The organism is Actinomycetota bacterium (assembly GCA_014360655.1).
Taxonomy (GTDB): domain Bacteria; phylum Actinomycetota; class Geothermincolia; order Geothermincolales; family RBG-13-55-18; genus JACIXC01.
In genome coordinates, this window is sequence record JACIXC010000013.1 from 26,174 (window position 1) to 42,433 (window position 16,260).

At 64.8% G+C, this 16,260-nt stretch carries 16 protein-coding genes and 1 tRNA gene; 2 read left to right on the plus strand and 15 right to left on the minus strand.

Translation table 11 applies throughout. From position 1 onward, the window contains the following. Genes H5T73_09530 through H5T73_09540 form a run of 3 tightly spaced genes read right to left on the minus strand, consistent with a single transcriptional unit; the run spans position 1 to position 2,449 of the window. On the minus strand, positions 1 to 738 hold the full coding sequence (locus H5T73_09530; GenBank protein ID MBC7248005.1) for a ribonuclease HI family protein: 738 nt from the start codon (positions 736 to 738) through the stop codon (positions 1 to 3). Then, positions 630 to 1,349: a hypothetical protein gene (locus tag H5T73_09535; protein MBC7248006.1), complete on the minus strand. Its 720-nt coding sequence runs from the start codon at positions 1,347 to 1,349 to the stop codon at positions 630 to 632. Before H5T73_09535 ends, H5T73_09530 begins: the two co-directional genes overlap by 109 nt. Further along, positions 1,346 to 2,449 carry a Nif3-like dinuclear metal center hexameric protein gene (locus tag H5T73_09540; protein MBC7248007.1) on the minus strand — a complete coding sequence of 368 codons (1,104 nt, stop codon included), beginning with the start codon at positions 2,447 to 2,449 and terminating at the stop codon, positions 1,346 to 1,348. The genes H5T73_09535 and H5T73_09540 overlap by 4 nt, the downstream gene beginning before the upstream one ends. Before the next feature lie 413 nt (positions 2,450 to 2,862). Between H5T73_09540 and H5T73_09545 the strand changes: the two genes are divergently transcribed. Then, positions 2,863 to 4,128: a metallophosphoesterase gene (locus tag H5T73_09545; GenBank protein ID MBC7248008.1), complete on the plus strand. Its 1,266-nt coding sequence runs from the start codon at positions 2,863 to 2,865 to the stop codon at positions 4,126 to 4,128. Positions 4,129 to 4,281: 153 nt separating this feature from the next. Here the strand turns inward: H5T73_09545 and H5T73_09550 are convergent, their stop codons facing one another. The 8 genes from H5T73_09550 to H5T73_09585 form a co-directional block, all read right to left on the minus strand. Then, positions 4,282 to 5,073 carry a methyltransferase domain-containing protein gene (locus H5T73_09550; GenBank protein MBC7248009.1) on the minus strand — a complete coding sequence of 264 codons (792 nt, stop codon included), beginning with the start codon at positions 5,071 to 5,073 and terminating at the stop codon, positions 4,282 to 4,284. Positions 5,074 to 5,320: 247 nt separating this feature from the next. Next, a complete protein-coding gene (locus H5T73_09555; GenBank protein ID MBC7248010.1) occupies positions 5,321 to 5,593 on the minus strand; it encodes an RNA-binding protein in 273 nt (90 codons plus the stop codon). 298 nt (positions 5,594 to 5,891) lie between these two features. Next, on the minus strand, positions 5,892 to 6,188 hold the full coding sequence (locus H5T73_09560; GenBank protein ID MBC7248011.1) for a heme NO-binding domain-containing protein: 297 nt from the start codon (positions 6,186 to 6,188) through the stop codon (positions 5,892 to 5,894). Positions 6,189 to 6,303: 115 nt separating this feature from the next. Continuing rightward, entirely contained in the window at positions 6,304 to 7,554 is a 1,251-nt protein-coding gene (locus H5T73_09565) for a zinc ribbon domain-containing protein (GenBank protein MBC7248012.1), read from the minus strand. Between the two features lie 445 nt (positions 7,555 to 7,999). Beyond that, positions 8,000 to 8,074 (minus strand) — tRNA-Val (locus H5T73_09570). 182 nt (positions 8,075 to 8,256) lie between these two features. Next, positions 8,257 to 8,718 carry an SRPBCC domain-containing protein gene (locus H5T73_09575; GenBank protein MBC7248013.1) on the minus strand — a complete coding sequence of 154 codons (462 nt, stop codon included), beginning with the start codon at positions 8,716 to 8,718 and terminating at the stop codon, positions 8,257 to 8,259. Between the two features lie 34 nt (positions 8,719 to 8,752). After that, on the minus strand, positions 8,753 to 10,672 hold the full coding sequence (locus H5T73_09580) for a polysaccharide deacetylase family protein (protein MBC7248014.1): 1,920 nt from the start codon (positions 10,670 to 10,672) through the stop codon (positions 8,753 to 8,755). Positions 10,673 to 10,943: 271 nt separating this feature from the next. Further along, a complete protein-coding gene (locus tag H5T73_09585) occupies positions 10,944 to 11,795 on the minus strand; it encodes a histone deacetylase (GenBank protein ID MBC7248015.1) in 852 nt (283 codons plus the stop codon). Positions 11,796 to 12,276: 481 nt separating this feature from the next. Here H5T73_09585 and H5T73_09590 point away from each other — a divergent pair, with 481 nt between their 5' ends. Beyond that, complete coding sequence (locus tag H5T73_09590; GenBank protein MBC7248016.1) at positions 12,277 to 12,561, plus strand: GYD domain-containing protein; 285 nt, start codon at positions 12,277 to 12,279, stop codon at positions 12,559 to 12,561. 130 nt (positions 12,562 to 12,691) lie between these two features. On the opposite strand, the gene H5T73_09595 is transcribed toward H5T73_09590, so the two are convergent. The 4 genes from H5T73_09595 to H5T73_09610 form a co-directional block, all read right to left on the minus strand. After that, a complete protein-coding gene (locus tag H5T73_09595; GenBank protein MBC7248017.1) occupies positions 12,692 to 13,378 on the minus strand; it encodes a glycosyltransferase family 2 protein in 687 nt (228 codons plus the stop codon). Positions 13,379 to 13,625: 247 nt separating this feature from the next. After that, positions 13,626 to 14,624 (minus strand): dTDP-glucose 4,6-dehydratase, encoded by a 999-nt coding sequence (rfbB, locus tag H5T73_09600; protein ID MBC7248018.1) that lies wholly within the window; start codon positions 14,622 to 14,624, stop codon positions 13,626 to 13,628. Between the two features lie 34 nt (positions 14,625 to 14,658). Next, positions 14,659 to 15,099 carry a dTDP-4-dehydrorhamnose 3,5-epimerase family protein gene (locus tag H5T73_09605; protein MBC7248019.1) on the minus strand — a complete coding sequence of 147 codons (441 nt, stop codon included), beginning with the start codon at positions 15,097 to 15,099 and terminating at the stop codon, positions 14,659 to 14,661. Positions 15,100 to 15,122: 23 nt separating this feature from the next. Next, positions 15,123 to 16,193, minus strand: coding sequence for a glucose-1-phosphate thymidylyltransferase (locus H5T73_09610; protein MBC7248020.1), 1,071 nt, complete (start codon positions 16,191 to 16,193; stop codon positions 15,123 to 15,125). Positions 16,194 to 16,260 lie beyond the last annotated feature (67 nt).

Here is a 16,260-nt window from a genome sequence, read left to right on the forward strand (position 1 = left end):
CTATTCCTCCCCCCGCGGGCCGCCACCCTCATCCCCGCCGGGATCCTCCCACTCTTCCGCTGCGGGTTGCTCTTCCGCCACGGTGAAAAGCGCCTCCTGCCCCGGCCCCGTCTCCGCCTCACGGCGGCGCCGGGGGGAGAACCGTGTGCCTGCCTGGTCGAGAGCCAGGTTGGCCAGGCGGTCGGCCTCCTGGTTGCGCTCACGCGGCACGTGCTCGACGCGCCAGTCCCTGTAACGCCCCAGCATGGACATGACCTGCGCGTAAAGGCTGCGCAGCGTCTTCTCCTTCACCCGGTATTCGCCGCGGAGCTGCAGGGCCATAAGCTCGCTGTCCGTGTAGATGCGCAGGCGGTCCACCTCGAAGACGGACAGGAGCCTCAGGGCATGCACCAGCGCCGTGTACTCCGCGAAGTTGTTGGTGGCCTCGCCTATGGCCTCCCCGAAGGACGCCACCTCGCGTCCCTGGCGGGTTAGCACCAGCACCCCGATGGCCGCGGGACCAGGGTTGCCCCGCGCCGCCCCGTCCACGAACACGTGCAGCTCCTCGAAACGCTTCGCTCCCTGAAAGGCCGGTTCCAACACGCTTTTCCTGCTCTTCCTCGCCTGCAAGGTCCACACCGCCTCGTCGTTCAGCTCCCGTCCTGCCTTACCAGTATGCGCCCGCAGTTGGGACAGCGGAATATCCCCTCGCTTCTCAGGAAACGGTCGTATTCCTTTCCCGGGAGCTCCACCCGGCATCCCTGGCATATGCCCTCGATGACCTTTACCACGGCGAGGTTTTGCTTTCCCGCCAGCAGCTTCTCGTACAGCTCCAGCAGCTCGTCCTCGAGGCTCCCCGCCAGCTCCTCCCTCTCCCTTTCCAGCTCGCCGAGCTCGCCCTGCAGCTTCTCCAACTCGGCGCGCAGGGTCCCCTCCTTTTCCTCGATGTCGGCGAGCAGCTCGTTTCGCCTTGCCCGCAACCCCTCCACGCGGAAGCGTATTTCGTCCTGCCTTTCCATCTCCTCGAGGAGCTCCGTCTCCAGCTCGTCCTTCTTGCGCTTGAGCGAGCGCACCTCTGCCTGAAGCCCGCGCAACTCCTTCGGGTTCGTCACCCTCCCCCCGAAGAGCTTTTCCTCCTCGCGGGCCAGCTTCTCGTCGACGCCCTGTACCTCCGTCTCCAGCCTCTTCTGTTTCTTTCCTGATTCTTCCAGGGACGACTCCGCTTCCCCCAGGGCGCGGGCGCACGCCTCCTCCTCCTCGCGAAGCGCGGCCACCTCCTCACCCAGTGGATGGTTTTCCACCTGCTCCCGCAGCGCGAAGATGCGCGTATCCAGCTCCTGCACCTGCTGCAGCCTTGCCAGCTCGCTCAACCCTCACCTCCGGTCTGCCAGGGACACGTCTCCCTCTCGGAGCCGAAAACCTCGATCTCCATGCCGGCCGCATCGGCCATCTCCGCCAGGCGGCGGGCCAAAAAGGGGACCACCACTCTCTCGGTATGATAATGCCCGGCGTCGATGACGGCCAGCCCGGCCCCAAGGGCCGCCAGCGCCTCGTGGTGGCTAACGTCCCCGGTGACGAGGACATCGGCGCCCATGCGCCTTGCTTCGCCTGCACGGTCCCCTCCCCGGCCGCCGCAAACCGCCACCCTGCGCACCCGCGCCTCCGCGGCACCGGCGAACCTCACGGCGGGGCAAGCCAGCCGCCGGCGGCACAGCCCGGCCAGCTCGTCCAGCCTCATGGCGCGGGGAAGGTCCCCTATCCTGCCCGTGCCGCCGCGCCGCGGCGAGCGTGCCGGGTAGATGTCGATCGCCGGCTCCTCGTAGGGGTGCACGGCCATGAGCTCCCGCACCGCGCGCTCCAGGCAGGGGCCTTCCACCCACACCTCCAGCCTCACTTCCCGCACCTCGCTCCAACGCCCCTTTTCCCCGCAGAAGGGGCGCGAGCCCGGTCCCGGCAAAAAAGTCCCCACCCCCTCCGTGCGGAACGAGCAGCCCTCGTAGTCGCCGATAACCCCGGCCCCTGCGCGGAAAAGGGCTTCGCTCGCCGCCCCCAGGTGCTCCGGCGGCAGGAAGGTCACCAGCTTGAAACCCTCCAGCGCCGCTGCCCCGCCCAGGGGCACGTGGTCCCGCAGGCCCAGGACTTCGGCCAGGGCGGTGTTCACGCCCTGGGGGGAGGCGTCCAGGCTGCTGTGCGCGGCGTAGACGGTCAACCCGGAACGGACGATGTCGCGGGCGAGGGCGCCCTCCGGCTCGTCCTCCAGGAGACGTCGCAGGGGTCGGAAAAGCGGCGGGTGGTGGCAGACGACCATGCCGGCCTTCCTGGCGATCGCCTCCCGCAGCACCTCCCCGCTCACCTCGAGCGCGACCAGCACGGCGTCGACCTCCGCGTTCCGTGACCCGAACTGCAGGCCCGCGCTGTCCCACTCCTCCGCCAGTCCCGGGGGCGCCAGGCGCTCAACCAGCTCTATCACCTGACCCGCCAAGCATCCCATCTCTTTCCCCTTCCCGCATTCCCTTGACCCGCGACGCCTTTTCGCTTGCGCGCGCCAAGACTGCCCCTTCCAGGCGTCTTGCGAGAGACCCTGTTCTAATATACAGGAAAGACCGGCTTTCCACATGGCCAACCGCAAGGGGACCGTGCGGGCGATAAGCGGGCCGGGAGGCGCACCTTCCCCTTCCCGGGAGGGCGGGCGGCGGCGCCGGGCCGGGCGCCGTATCGTCGCGGCAGGCGCGCGTTCCAGGGCCGGTGGCCGTCCGCGGCGGCATGATGCCGTATCGTTTCGGTAGGCATGAGCGGCGCGCGGCACGATGCGGCGTGATGTTATACTCAATTGTTGTTCAGCGGTCGCCCGGAGCCCGCGGGCGATCCCGGCAAGGAGCGCCGATGACCAGGACGAGATTCATAGTGAGCGACCTACACCTGGGAGCCGGAGACCACCTGGACGACTTCGCGCAGGACGCCTCCTTCCGCTCCTTCGTGGAGACCATCTCCAGGCGCCGCAGCTCGGAACTCATCATAAACGGAGATTTCATCGACTTCGTCAACGTAAGCCTGGAGAAGACTGCCGGCAAGCCCTTCCAGCGCCTGGGTTGCACGGAAGCGGAATCCCTCCGCAAGCTGGAAAAGGTCCTCGAGGCCCACCGTGACTGCTTCCTGGCGCTGCGCGGTTTCATGGAGAGCGGCCATCGCCTGGTCCTCGTGCCGGGCAACCACGACGTGGACCTCTTCTGGCCGCGGGTGCGCGACCGGCTCCTCGAGGAACTGGGCACGCCGGACTCCGAGCGCTTCCACTTCGCTTACACCGGCATCTACCGCGACGGCGGCCTCTACGTGGAGCACGGAAACCAGTACTTCGCGGACAGCGCCTTCGAGAACTTCACCCACCCCTTCCTGCGCGACCCCAAGTCGGGGGAGCTGAGGCTGGAGAGGAGCTGGAGCAACTGTTTTCTTGAATATTTTGCCAGAGGAATGATCAGCGAACGGAGCCCCTTCATCAACAACGTCAGGCCCATCCCCAACATGGTCTTCATGGGCATACAGGACGAGAACCTGCGCTTCAAGCTGGTGTACGGCTACAAGCTGCTCCGCTTCATGTCCAAGGTGGGGTTTCCACCCTTCAAGGAGAGCCGGGAGCTGCAACGGCGCAGGCGGGAGGGGCTGCTGGACACATGGGGATACTCGCTCAAGAGGGCCCTCGACCTCGCTTCCGGCCGCGGCCGCGTGGAGCTGCAGGGGGTGGAGGACGCGCAGCGGTTGAGCCCCGGGCTGCCGGAGGATGACGAGGAAGAGACGACGGTGACGCCGGAAACGGGTGGGCTCCTCCTCGATTCCCTGGCCACAAGGGAGGATGCGCTCTCGGTGGCGGCGCGCGACCTTCTCCTCTCCGACCAGGGCATAGACGTGGTGGTCTTCGGCCACGACCACCGCTACTACTCCAACGAGCTGCAACCGGTGCTCGGCGGCAGGAAGGGGAAGTACTACATCAACACGGGCACCTGGATTCCCATGCTCTTCCTGACCAAGACCAAGCGGCAGCTGCGCTGGAGGGACCTTGCGGACGAGAGCCTCTACCAGCAGCTCCTCACCTACGCCACCGTCAGGAGGGGCATCCACGGCTACACCGCGTCCCTGCGCCGCTTCACGCCCTGACCCGTGTCATGCCGCAGGGAACGACGGGTCCTCAACGCTTTGCCGCTGTCGCCGGTGCATAAGCGCCGGCGGGCCAGGCCGTTCCCTCCCGCCGCAGGGCGACAACCGACGGGGGTGAAAGGTGTGTCCCTGCGCCACGGGGAACCGGCCCTCTCAGGACTTGGAGCAGACGAGCTGGATATACTTGCCTACGCCCTTGAGGTGAGGCTCCTGCCCCGCCCTTTCCTCCAGGTCCAGAATGCCGCGGTAGCACTGCCCTTCCTCGAAAAGCGAGCAGTCGATGAACTCCGAGAAGATGAGCAGTCCGTACTGGCCCTCCAGGTTATATCCCAGGGGGTCGAGCAGGTTCATCATCTCCTCGTCCGAATAGAGGTGGCCGCGGCCGCGGTGCAGTTGTGTGGGAAATTCTTCCATATCAAAGGCCTCCATGGCCTCGCGCACGTTTCCCTCCATGATGACCTTCTGCATTATCAGCCCGTAGCGGTTGAGGAAGACCAGGGAGAGCCTGCCGCGCGGCCGCAGCACCCGGGTGATGATGTTGAGGGCCCGCAGCGGGTCGTCAACGTACTCTATGGTCTCGTGGCAGATGATGAGGTCGAACTCGTCGGAGATGCATTCCTCCAGGTTCTCGATGCGCTCGTTGAGAAAGCGCAGCAGGGTGGCCCGTTCGGGCAACTGCTCCCGCGCCCTCTCCTCCGCCGTCTGCAGCAGGCATGCCTGCGGTTCCAACATGGTCACCTTGTGACCGAGGGCGGCGAAACGCAGTGCCACTTCCCCCAGTCCGCTTCCCACGTCGAGGATGTTGAGCCCTTCTCCTCCTTTTTTCATCTCCGCCTCGAGATGCCGGTGCAGGTAGCGGAAAGCCAGCTCCGCCTCCAGGCGGGTGGTGGGGGCCTCCGCGAGCTCCATGAGGAATTCGGTTTTTTCTTCCGGGGTTCTTTCCATGCAGCGACCTCCCTTTTCTCGATCCCGCAGGAACATGATATGACCGGGCTTTCGCCGCGGTCAACCGCTCTCCGGCCCGGCCCGCCGCCTCATGCGGCCGGGAAAGCTCACGCGGGCCTGAGGGTGCCTTCCCCGACTCGCAAGATGCTTACTCCCCGCCGTAAAAAGCATGGGGGGCAGGCGGTATCTCACGCCTGCCCCCCTTAAACGCGTATGGCGCCGCCGCGGCGGCGCTGCGCCTGCCGGCTCAGAAGCGGTAGCCGCTCCTCGCCTCCGTGGTCCTCGGCTTCGCCTCGCTCACCTTGAGGGTGCGTCCGTCCATCTCCCTGCCGTTAAGGCCGGAGATGGCCGCTTTCGCCTCGCTCTCGTTGGACATCTCCACGAAACCGAACCCGCGCGAGCGGTTGGTGTTGCGGTCCGTGACGACCTCGGCCGAATCCACGGTCCCGAACTTCTCGAAAGCCCCGCGCAGGTCGCCGGAATCCGTCGCGTAACTCAGGTTTCCCACGTATATCTTCACTTCTCTCACCTCCTTCGTTTTAAAAAATCCCGAGGAGCAGGTCTCCTCGGGACGATCTTCGTAACACCTCAAAAACCAATGCATTTATACAATACCCCTCCCCGGCATAAATAGCAAGGGCTTTCGTGCGCATTTCTTGTTGCTGCAACGGAGAGGGACCCGCGCGATCGGCCCCGCGCGCGAAACGGCGGCGCGCGGGCCGGCAAGGGCGCAGCCGCTCTCAGGCGGGGAAGACGACCTCTATCTTGTCATGCGACAGCTTCCTGACCTTCAGGTCTTCATGGAAATATATCCCAACTCACTTGACGAGGCCCATGCATATGCCTATGAGTCCACGGTGGGACTTGTAGGCCATGATGAGGGTGCGGTCGTCTACCCACTCGTACTCGAAGCGCGGCGGACTGGCGTTTTCCATGGTCTTGGTGGCCTTTACGTGCACCTCGTCCATCTTGAGCAGGAAGTCCCTCGCGCTGTTGACGCCGCGGCAATATATCCCGTAGACCTTGGGGGCGTAGACGTTGACCCAGTATTCGCCGAAGGCTTCCGCCGCCTGCTCCAGGGTTATCCCCAGGACCTGGCAGGTGTTCTTAAGCATTTCAAGCGCGCTCCCGTCGAGCCAAAGCCCCTGTTAAAGGCAACGGCAAGACGCGCAGGTGAAACGGGAGACATTCAACGCGTGTCCGCCCGGCTTGCCTCCCCGGTACTCCACGTCACGGCGCCAGGAATGCGGTGACCCCCTCCTCGCCTTCCTCCTCCAGCTCCATCTTCAGGCCCTTGAGCACTTCCAGGATATCGTAGCCCTTGTCGAGGAACCCCAGGTACTCGTCATGAAAGGAGTACATGTCATCCCATAATTTTACGATCCGCTCCACCGCGCTTGCGTCGAAACTGTCCCAGTCCGCGCAAAGTACCTCGAAGGCATCTATGTCGCCGTTGATAATCGACCTCTTCAAGCGGTCGAAAAGAGATCTCTGCTCCTGGATGAGCGACAACACGCCATCCTGCATGTTGCAGCATTCCGCGGGTGGATTGAGGGCCTGGAAGCGCTTGGTCACCTGGTCGATATGGGCGATGTCCTGGTCGATGAGGGCCACGGCGTCCGCGGGAGTCATGTTCTCCCGCACGTTGTCCGAGGCGAAGGATGTTTCCACCCATTCTTCCCATATGCGCGACCAATCTCCCGCGAACGTGAATACCGCAACTGCGCGGGCGGCGTAATCGGCCGTTTCTTCGTAGTATGAAAGTGCCTCCGAGGCCAGCGAAGTGCATTGCTCGGGCGGCTGCAATCCCTGCAATTCCTTCACCGCCTGGTCGATCACCGAACCGACCGTTGCGAATTCGTCGCGTAGCTCGTCGCACCACCAGCTGAAGGGTTTGTCGCTGTAATCGCTCCGGTTCCACTTGTTCTCAACATGCTGGAGCTTGGCGACAACGCCGTCGTGGATTCCCAGCGCCTCTTTCTTGTATTCCTCCGGGCTCATGCCCTTGTGAAAAACGAAAAAGAAGAGCAGCAGGAAAACGGCGGCGCAGATGGACAAGGCTGCCGGAATGGAAATGAGCATTATCTTCCTCCTTCGCCTGTCCTCCTCGATCAAGCGCCGCAGTTGCTCCCTGCTCACATAATAGCTCGTGCCGGCGGTCGAAACATCCTGGCGCTGCGCGTTGGGGAGACCTTGCCCCCGCACCGGCGCCGGCGCTCTTTTCCTCGCGGCGTAAGGCGTTGCCGTCACGGAAGCCCGCTGCGCCGTCCCCGCCGCCCTTACGGTCATGCCTTGCGGCCCATCCGCCGCAAGCCGCCCGGGAGCCGTAGCCCCGCATGGGGGTGGGTTGTTCCCCGGCGACTCCGCCGTCTCCTCGGCGAACAACACGTTGCCGCATTGCGGGCAGAAATATTCCTGGATACCGACCTGCGCACCGCATTGCCTGCAGATTTTTCCCAGCACATCCACCACTCCCTTCATAACTCGCCTCTTTCAATTATTCGAAGGGATGTGGGGAGAACTTAACACTCATCTTATCGTTTACATTTTACGCGAAAATCGCCCGATATGCGCCCAACGCCGAGATCCCCATGCGTGTTGGAGAGGCGTCTTCGACCCTCTGTGTTAGAACCGGCAGCGGAAGAAGGGGGGATGCCCCTCGTGGGCCTGATGATCATGGCTCGACCGGAGAACCCGCCCGGTTTCGCGATGTCGCTTCCCGCTACATCCATACCACAAGCCGACCGGAGGGAACCCTTCCTACTGCGACGTCTTCCGCTGTTGTCTGCGAGCGCAACTAGTGAGGATGAAGTCCTTTCTTCCGTCCAGGCCCGGGACCCTGAAGAGAGGCGAAGCCGATTCGTGCGTGGGTGCGCCACAAGGACAAGCCGGCCGGCGGGGAATACCCTCCGGCCGTGCTTTTTCATGGTGGGCGTTGCGGGATTTGAACCCACGACCTCCTGCTTGTAAGGCAGGCGCTCTCCCGCTGAGCTAAACGCCCCGAGTCAATGAAAATATACGGCACGGCCACGGGGAAGACAACACTCCATGTGCACGGCCACGGGGAAGACAACACTTCGTGACCGGCTCTGCCCCCACCGGCTCCGCCCCGGTCGGCACGGTGCGATTGCCCGGGCGGGGCGAGGCGATGTAATCACGCCTGCCGCCCGCGTTCGCTTCCCGCTAGGTCCCGCCGCCCTTAACCGCGAGCCTTTCCGCCCTTTCCTTGTGGGCCCGGTTCATGGCCTCGAAGGGGGCCCGGGAGGTCTTTACCACTACCTTCCATACCAGCGGCGCCAGGATCCCGGAGACGGAAACGCCGTGTTTCAGCAGGGTCCTTCCTTCTGCCAGGGGCTCCAGGAGCCACCAGTGCTCGAACTCGAACACCCCGGGCAGGTTGAGGAAGGCCGTCCAGCGCAGTTCCCCGGGAGGCTCCACCACCGTCAACCTGGGACGGTAATCGCGCCCCCGCATCCCCTCCGGCTCGAAGCGCACGCGCAGTACCTTGCCCGGCGCGAGTTCTCCGCTCGCCCTGCGTATCATGGGGTTCCATGCGGGATAGGCGGCAAGGTCGCTCAGCACCTCCCACACGCGGTCCCTCCCCGCCTCCACCTCCAGGCTTGTCACAAGCTCGCGCTTCAGCATCACCCACCTCCGGATATTCACCGCCGGCGCGCGCCTACCTCCTCAATTCGAAGAGGAAGGTGCGCTCCGCGACGATCTCCCGCTGTGCCTGTATCAACACGGCGACCTCGTTCGCCTGTCCCACCTCGGCCGCCACGTCCACGCTCAGGAGGCCCAGGGAGGGCAGCGTGTAGTTACGTGAGACCTTCTCCCCCGACCCCAGCAGGAAAGTCACCTTCGCCTTCTGCGCTCCTTCCAGGGGGTTGAAGAGGGCCAGGCGCTCCGCAAAACCGGGGGCGGTGCACCCTTCCGCGAAGCACCAGCGCTCGCCGGGAGGCTCGCCCCCGGTGTCGCAGGAGCCGCCCGATACGTTGTTGAAGAGGAAGAAGGCGTTGCGTTCCGCCACCACGGGAAGCAGGCTCTCCACCCGCACGGCATAATCGATGTCGGGGGGGAGGTAGGAGTTGAGGAAAAGGTCCCTGCGCTCTCCCGCCTGCAGGACGAACTCCTCGTCCACGCGCGTGCCGTCCGACCCCGAGAGCGCGCAACGCACCCGGGTAGCCTCCCGGCAGGGATTGTACACGGTCAGGTAGGTGTCGCAGAGGCTCCTGGTGGTGCCTCCCGCAAAGTACCAGTCTCCCCTGGGAAAGGAGGTCCCCGTCGTGCAGTTGCCGCCCTTTATCCCGTTCCCGTAGCTGAAATATTGCGCCCTCTCCACGACAACGGGGGTGTCGCATCTCGCCACCAGTACGTGGTCCCCCGCAGGCACCAGGTCGTTTACGCGCAGGGTCGCCCGCGCGAGAGGCGGGACCGACAGCCCGCTCGCCGTGGTCCCGCTGCCGCCGATGAAGCCCAGGTCGACAAGCGCCGTCGTCCCGGAGGGATTGAAGACGCTGAGGTATTCCTCGAAACCCTCCCGAGTGGTGCTGCCGGGGAAATAGAAGATCCTGCCCGGCTCCCGCACCCCCCTCGCTATGGAGCCGCCGCAGCACCCGGAACCCCGGTCGAAAATGAGCGTCCTCTCCGCCGCCACCGGCGCGGAGGACAGCAACTGCACGGACACGTCCCCCTGCCAGGGGACCTCCCGGTTCACGGGGATGGAGATGCGGCCCTGCGGCGGTACCACGTAGCTCCTCGCCACGCTCCCCTGCGCGGTGTAATAGCGCGCTTCCAGGTCCGCCTGCGACCTGCCGGGGTTTACGACGTTCACCCACTCCTCGAAGCCCTCGGCGGTAGTGCCGTCGGCGAAGTAGATGCTCCGGGAGGCCTCGCTTATGCCGGGGCCCGTCTCCCCGCCCCTCATCACCCTCTTCCACCCGTACAGCTCTGTGATGGTGACGAAACAGAACCCCCTCTGCTGCAGCCCCTTCACCACGCCAGTCAAAAGCTCGTAGGTATGCCGGCCGCCGAAATGGAAGAGAAGGATGCTGCCGTCACGGGCGGCGTTGACCATGTAGGCGGCGCGCTCCGGAACCGGGTAGTCGACCCCTCGCGAATCGCCGCTGTCCAGGTCCCACATCACCGGGGTATAGCCCGCGGCGGCGGCCACCGCCTGCACGCGCGCATCGATGAATCCTCCCGGCGGGCGGAAGAGGGGGAGCTGCTGCCCGGTCAGTGACGCGATCACCGCCTGGCAGGTGTTTAGCTCCGCCCTGATCTGGTCGTCGCCGATCCTGGTGAGCCAGGGATGGTTCTGGGTGTGGTTGCAGATGTCCCATCCCAGGGCGTTCATCTCCCGCAGCAGGGAAGGGTTCCTCTCCGCCCAGGACCCGATGACGAAAGCGGTCGCGCTGATCCCCTGCGAGGAGAGGAACTCGAGGATGCGATGGTCGAAGTTGTAGCCGTCGTCGAAGGTGAGGGCCACGCGCGGCGGGTCATCCGCGGCGAGGGCGCGAGGAACGCCCGCTGGCGGGGCAAAGAGCGCGACGCCCAGGGCGAGCGCGAGAAAAAGGACCGCACAGCGCCTCATGTTCATTCACCCACCTTCCTTCCGGCCGCTACCCTCTTACCGGCTTCCGACGCACTTCCTTCGCTCCTCTCCCCCATCTCCTCCGGCACCCACAGGATAGAGCGTGGCGATTCTCCCCCTTCGCCGCCATAGGCATTTTCACGCCCTATCCTTCTCTCCCCTTCCTCCGGCCTTCACCACGTCTTTCCTCCGCCTCTTTTCCTCCTCTTTTCCGGCAAACTTTCCCCACTCTTTTCCGACGCATTTTCGGCCCGATGCCTCCCCACCCTACCCGGGCTCATCCCGCCAGCACCTCCACCACGTCCCCGATAGCCCTGCGGGCGACCCGGGGACGCGCCCCGCCGGACAGCACGTAACATACCCTGCTTGGGAAATATTTCCTTACCTTCACCGCGAACTCGCGGTACGCGCCATCGCTCAACTCGAAGGCGCCGTAATCCTCGCGATGGCTGTCATGGCCGAAAATTATGAAAAGGAGCTCCGGCGCGAATTCCTCCGCCGCCAGCAGGGCCTGGTCCACGGCGCGCAGGAACTGCCCGTCGCCCGCGTTGTGGGGCAAGGCCAGGTCCAGGTTATGGGGTCCGCGGGGCTCCTTCATCGTATATCCGGAATGGAAGTTCACGTGCAGTATCTCGGGGTCGCCCCCCAGGATGTCACGCGTGCCGTCCCCGAAGTGGGGATCTATGTCTATGATGGCCATGCGCCTCGTTCCCACCTCCTCACGCAGGAGGTCGATAGCCATGGCCACGTCGTTCAGGTAACAGAAACCCCAGAAGCCGTCATGGCTCGCGTGATGCCCGGCGGTGCCCACGAAGCAGAAGGCGGCATGCGCCCGCCCCTCCACCACCTCGCGAGCCCCCATGATCACCGCCCCCGCCGACAGTAGGGCGACCCCGTAATAGCCGCTGTTCCTCACGCCCTGGATGTGTTGTTCGCTGTGCGCCCTTGCGGCCAGGCCCTCCTCCGCCGGCTCCGCCTGCAGGACCTTCACCCCCTCCCGCTGCAGCAGGCCCCGGGAGCGCAGTTCGCCGAAAGCGGGCGCTACCCTTTCCCGCAGTGCGGGGTGGCCCCGCAGGGCGAAATCGGGGTGATAGACGATCACCAGCCTGCAGCTCTCCGCCGACGCCATCTCCGTCCTCCTCATCCCTCGCGTCGCGAGATCATTTCCGGGCGGGCGACGGAGGAACCTCCCGGAATCCGCCGGCCTTCCTTCCTTGCCTCGTGGTCCCAGCCGCAGCCAGCGCTGCCGCCCCCTCGCGTTCCACGTCTTCCGTGCCTTTCACGCCTCAACTTCCGTGCCTCCCATGCCTGCCGCCTCCCGCCGTTCCTCCTATGTCTGCCCCGCCTTCCGTGCCTCCCATGCCTTCCATCCCTTACCTTGCATGCCATATCTTCCATGATCTTTCCATGCCCAACCTCGCATGCCTCCATATTACTCGTTGTCGCCGCCAAGGAGTATGAGGAGATCGTCTTGCCGGCCTGCCCGCCGCCCCCTGCGCCGCCGGCAAGCGGGCCTCCCGCCACGCGGGAGTTTATCCCGGCGGGAAGAGGGGTAAAAACTTAAAGTGCCGCAGAGAACCGGTTGGATGGTCGAGAAAGGAGGAGGGCTTATGGCGACCTATATCCTCATCAGCCGGCTGACGGACGAGGGATGTGCCACCCTGACCAAGAACCCCGATCGCATCAAGGAAGTGAACAAGGACGTAGAGGCCATGGGCGGCAAGGTGATCGCGCAGTACGTGGTGCTGGGGCAGTACGACTTCGTCAACATCGTGGAGGCACCGAACAACGAGACCATCGCCCGCATCTCCGTGCAGCTGGCCTCGCGCGGGACCGTGCGCATCATGACCCTGCCGGCCATCGAGGTGGATGCCTTCATAGAGAGCCTGAAGTAGGTCAAGCGATAGGGCTGGGCGAGGCGGAGGGGCGCCGCGCGGCGCCCCTCTATGCGCTCCAGGCCGGGAAAAGCGGCGGAAACGCGCGCGGCCCGCGCGATATGCTCCTGCGGCGGTTCCGGTAGTCCTATCAATCCACGAAGCGGTACTTGATGAGGGTCCAGAGCGCCGGGAGGCCATCCCTCCAGGAGATCTTCTTCCCCTCCTCGATCTCCCGCCCCGTGTAGGATATGGGGACCTCGTAGATCCTGATCTTCTTCTTGAGGATCTTGGCGGTTATTTCCGGCTCTATCTCGAAGCGGTTGGAACGCAGGACTATGCCCTCCAGGGCGCGCCGGGTGAAGAGCTTGTAACAGGTCTCCATGTCGGAGAGGGTGGTGTTGTAGAGGATGTTGGTCACCAGGGCCAGGAAGCGGTTGCCCACGTAATGCCAGAAGAGCATGTTCTTGCGCGGTCCGGTGAAACGGGAACCGTAGACCACCTCCGCCTTCCCTTTCAGTATGGGCTCGAGCATCTTGGGGTAGTCCTCGGGATCGTACTCCAGGTCCGCGTCCTGGATGATGATGAGGTCGCCGCTTGCGGCGGCCAGGCCGGCACGCACGGCGGCTCCCTTGCCCCGGTTCTCCGGTTGATAGATGACCCGGGTCGCCGAGTTTTCCTCCATGGCCAGGATGTCGCGCGTACCGTCCGTGGAGCCGTCGTCCACCACCACTATCTCCAGCTCCAGGTCGCCCAGGTCCACCTGGCGCACCCGGCGCAGGATCTCCTTGATGGTGTTGCGCTCGTTGTAAACGGGGATGATGACCGATAGCTTCAAGGGGCTTCCTCCCACAACTCTGTCTTGCCGTTCCGCCGGTTAGCCTCCTTCATCACGGCGCCCGCTTTGCCCGCACCGGCTGTTTACGACTTCCCGCCGGCCGTGCATCCGCTCCCCTCGCAACGGAGGCCTTTTTCGCATCTTTCGGCATTCTCCACCATCCTTTTTACGCAGCGAGGAGTCCGCCGCGCAACCCTCACCCCGCTCGCGCGGCGCCGGAGACCTGCCCCGTACGCCGCCACCCGCGTCATATATCGCCGTAACGCTCGCGGTAATAGCTGCGGAACTCGCCGCTCTTCAACGGCCGCCACCACGCCTCGTTCTCGCGGTACCAGCGCACCGTCTCCCGCAGCCCCTCCTCGAAAGCCACGAGCGGCCGCCACCCCAGGGCATGGATCCTGGAACAATCCAGGGAATACCTGAAGTCATGCCCCGGCCGGTCGGCCACGCGCTGGATGCGGTCCTCCCCCATCCCCATGATCTCGAGGATGGCGCGCGTCAGGGCAAGGTTGCTCTTCTCGTTGCCGCCCCCCACGTTGTATATCCCGCCTCTCTCCCCGCGCCGCAGGACCAGGTCTATGGCCCGGCAGTTGTCCTCCACGAAGAGCCAGTCCCGCACGTTCTTCCCCTCGCCGTAGAGGGGGACCTTCCTCCCCTCGAGGAGGTTGGTGACGAAGAGGGGGATGACCTTCTCCGGGTACTGGTAGGGGCCGTAGTTGTTGGAGCTGCGCACGATGACGGCATCCAGGCCGTAGGTCTCCACGTACGAGCGGACCAGGAGGTCCGCGCCCGCTTTGGACGCCGCGTAGGGGCTGTTGGGCTGCAGGGGGCTGTCCTCGCGGAACGACCCCTCCGGGACGCTCCCGTAAACCTCGTCGGTGCTGATCTGCACGTAGCGTATCCCCCGCTCCTGCGCCGCGCGCAGCAGGCGGAAGGTGCCGAGCACGTCGGTGCGGACGAAGTCCTCGGGAGAGGTGATGGAGCGGTCCACGTGGGTCTCCGCGGCGAAGTTGATCACCGCCTCCGGCCCCCAGGCGAAGGCCTCCTCCACGTCCCGCTCCTCGCAGATGTCGCCACGCAGGAACCGGTAACGCGGGTCACCCTCCACGTCACGCAGGTTCTCGGGATTGCCGGCGTAGGTGAGCTTGTCCAGGTTGAGGACCTCGTCCTCCTCGTGCTCCCGCAGCACGTGGCGGATGAAGTTGCTCCCTATGAACCCGCATCCCCCGGTGACCAGCAGGCGCATCCCCTTCACATCCTTCCTATCGCTCTTTGCTTCCTCAGCGCATCACTATTTCCCAGTCGTAGGGGACGGCCGCCTCCTGCTGGCCGACGTATTCCGGGTCCTCGCCCTCCCCCTCCACGACCAGGAGCACCAGGGCGGGGCGGCCTCCCACCGCCTTCCACCCGCGCAGCACTCCCGGCGGGACGGCGACCTCGCGAAAGCGGTATTCTCCCAGGAAGAGCTCCATAACCTCGCCCCCGGCCTGCGAGCCCTCCCTGCGATCGCAGAGCACCAGCTTGATCATCCCCTGCAGGCAGATCACCCTCTCCGCTACCGCCTTTCTCCGGAACCAGGCCTCCACCCTTCCCGGGAACAGGTGGCGCAGGGTCGCCCTCCCGTAAGGAGGAGACGAGGCTTCACCGCCCCAGAGGTCCACCGCGTAACCGGTGGCGTCCAAGGCAGTGGGAAGTTCGCGAACGATAACTCCCGGGATCAATGCCGCCCTCCTCAGATCAGGCCTCAGATCAGGCCCACCCTGGAATTGTCTCCCAGCATGAAACGGAACGTCTTGGGGCGGTCGAACGACCGTTCGATCACCACGTTCTTTCCGATGAGGCTGTCCTCGATCCTGCCTGGGATGTTCCGGATGGCGCTGTTCTCCATGACGATGGAGTGCTCCAGCTCGCTTCCCTCCAGCGTGACCCCGTAATATATGGAGGTGAAGGGCCCCACGTAGGAATCGACGATGCGAGATCCCTTCCCCACCACGGAAGGCCCGCGCAGGGTGGAACGGATCACCTCCGCACCCTCCTCCACCACCACCCTGCCGAGGATGCGGGACTCCCCGTCCACCGTCCCCGCGCACAGCGGCTCCAGGTCCTCGAGGACCATGCGGTTGGCCTCCAGCAGGTCCTCGATATGCCCGGTGTCCTTCCACCAACCCCTGATCACGTGCGCCTCCACGTGATAGCCGTTCTCGATGAGGTGCTGGATGGCGTCGGTTATCTCCAGCTCGTTCCTCCATGAGGGCTTGATGGCGCGCGCGGCCTCGAGTATTACGGAGCGGAACATGTAGACCCCCACCAGGGCCAGGTCGCTCGGCGGCTCCTTGGGCTTTTCCACCAGCTCCACCACCTTGTTCCCCTCCAGGCGGGCCACCCCGAAGCGCTGCGGCTCCGCTACGTGCGCAAGCAGGATGAGGGCATCCACCTCCTTGCCGCGGAACTCGTCCACGAAGGCTACGATGCCTTCCTTGATGAGATTGTCGCCTAGGTACATGACGAAGGGGGTGTCCCCCAGGAAATCGGCCGCGGTGAGCACGGCGTGCGCCAGTCCGAGCGGCGCCTCCTGTCGGATATAGGTGACCTCGACCCCCCAGTGGGACCCGTCGCCCACCGCCTCGCGGATCTCGTCCTCGGTATCTCCCACGATGATGCCGACGTCCTCGATCCCCGCCTCCCGCAGGGCTTCCAGCCCGTAGAAGAGGATGGGCTTGTTGGCCACCGGCACCAGTTGCTTGGCCCTGGTATGGGTGATGGGACGCAGGCGCGTCCCCTCTCCGCCGCTAAGTATCAATCCCTTGAGCTCCATGAGAGTGAATTTTATCACACCGCCACATGTGCCGGCACGCCACACCGGCGCAGCCCGTCATTTCCAT

What these genes read in the sequence shown, in the direction of transcription:
- H5T73_09530 (MBC7248005.1), bottom strand. Translation starts at nt 738, where the DNA reads ATGCCGGGTGGAGCTCCCGGGAAAGGAATACGACCGTTTCCTGAGAAG.
- H5T73_09545 (MBC7248008.1), top strand. Translation starts at nt 2,863, where the DNA reads ATGACCAGGACGAGATTCATAGTGAGCGACCTACACCTGGGAGCCGGA.
- H5T73_09550 (MBC7248009.1), bottom strand. Translation starts at nt 5,073, where the DNA reads ATGGAAAGAACCCCGGAAGAAAAAACCGAATTCCTCATGGAGCTCGCG.
- H5T73_09560 (MBC7248011.1), bottom strand. Translation starts at nt 6,188, where the DNA reads ATGCTTAAGAACACCTGCCAGGTCCTGGGGATAACCCTGGAGCAGGCG.
- H5T73_09565 (MBC7248012.1), bottom strand. Translation starts at nt 7,554, where the DNA reads ATGAAGGGAGTGGTGGATGTGCTGGGAAAAATCTGCAGGCAATGCGGT.
- H5T73_09575 (MBC7248013.1), bottom strand. Translation starts at nt 8,718, where the DNA reads ATGCTGAAGCGCGAGCTTGTGACAAGCCTGGAGGTGGAGGCGGGGAGG.
- H5T73_09580 (MBC7248014.1), bottom strand. Translation starts at nt 10,672, where the DNA reads ATGAACATGAGGCGCTGTGCGGTCCTTTTTCTCGCGCTCGCCCTGGGC.
- H5T73_09585 (MBC7248015.1), bottom strand. Translation starts at nt 11,795, where the DNA reads ATGGCGTCGGCGGAGAGCTGCAGGCTGGTGATCGTCTATCACCCCGAT.
- H5T73_09590 (MBC7248016.1), top strand. Translation starts at nt 12,277, where the DNA reads ATGGCGACCTATATCCTCATCAGCCGGCTGACGGACGAGGGATGTGCC.
- rfbB (MBC7248018.1), bottom strand. Translation starts at nt 14,624, where the DNA reads ATGCGCCTGCTGGTCACCGGGGGATGCGGGTTCATAGGGAGCAACTTC.
- H5T73_09610 (MBC7248020.1), bottom strand. Translation starts at nt 16,193, where the DNA reads ATGGAGCTCAAGGGATTGATACTTAGCGGCGGAGAGGGGACGCGCCTG.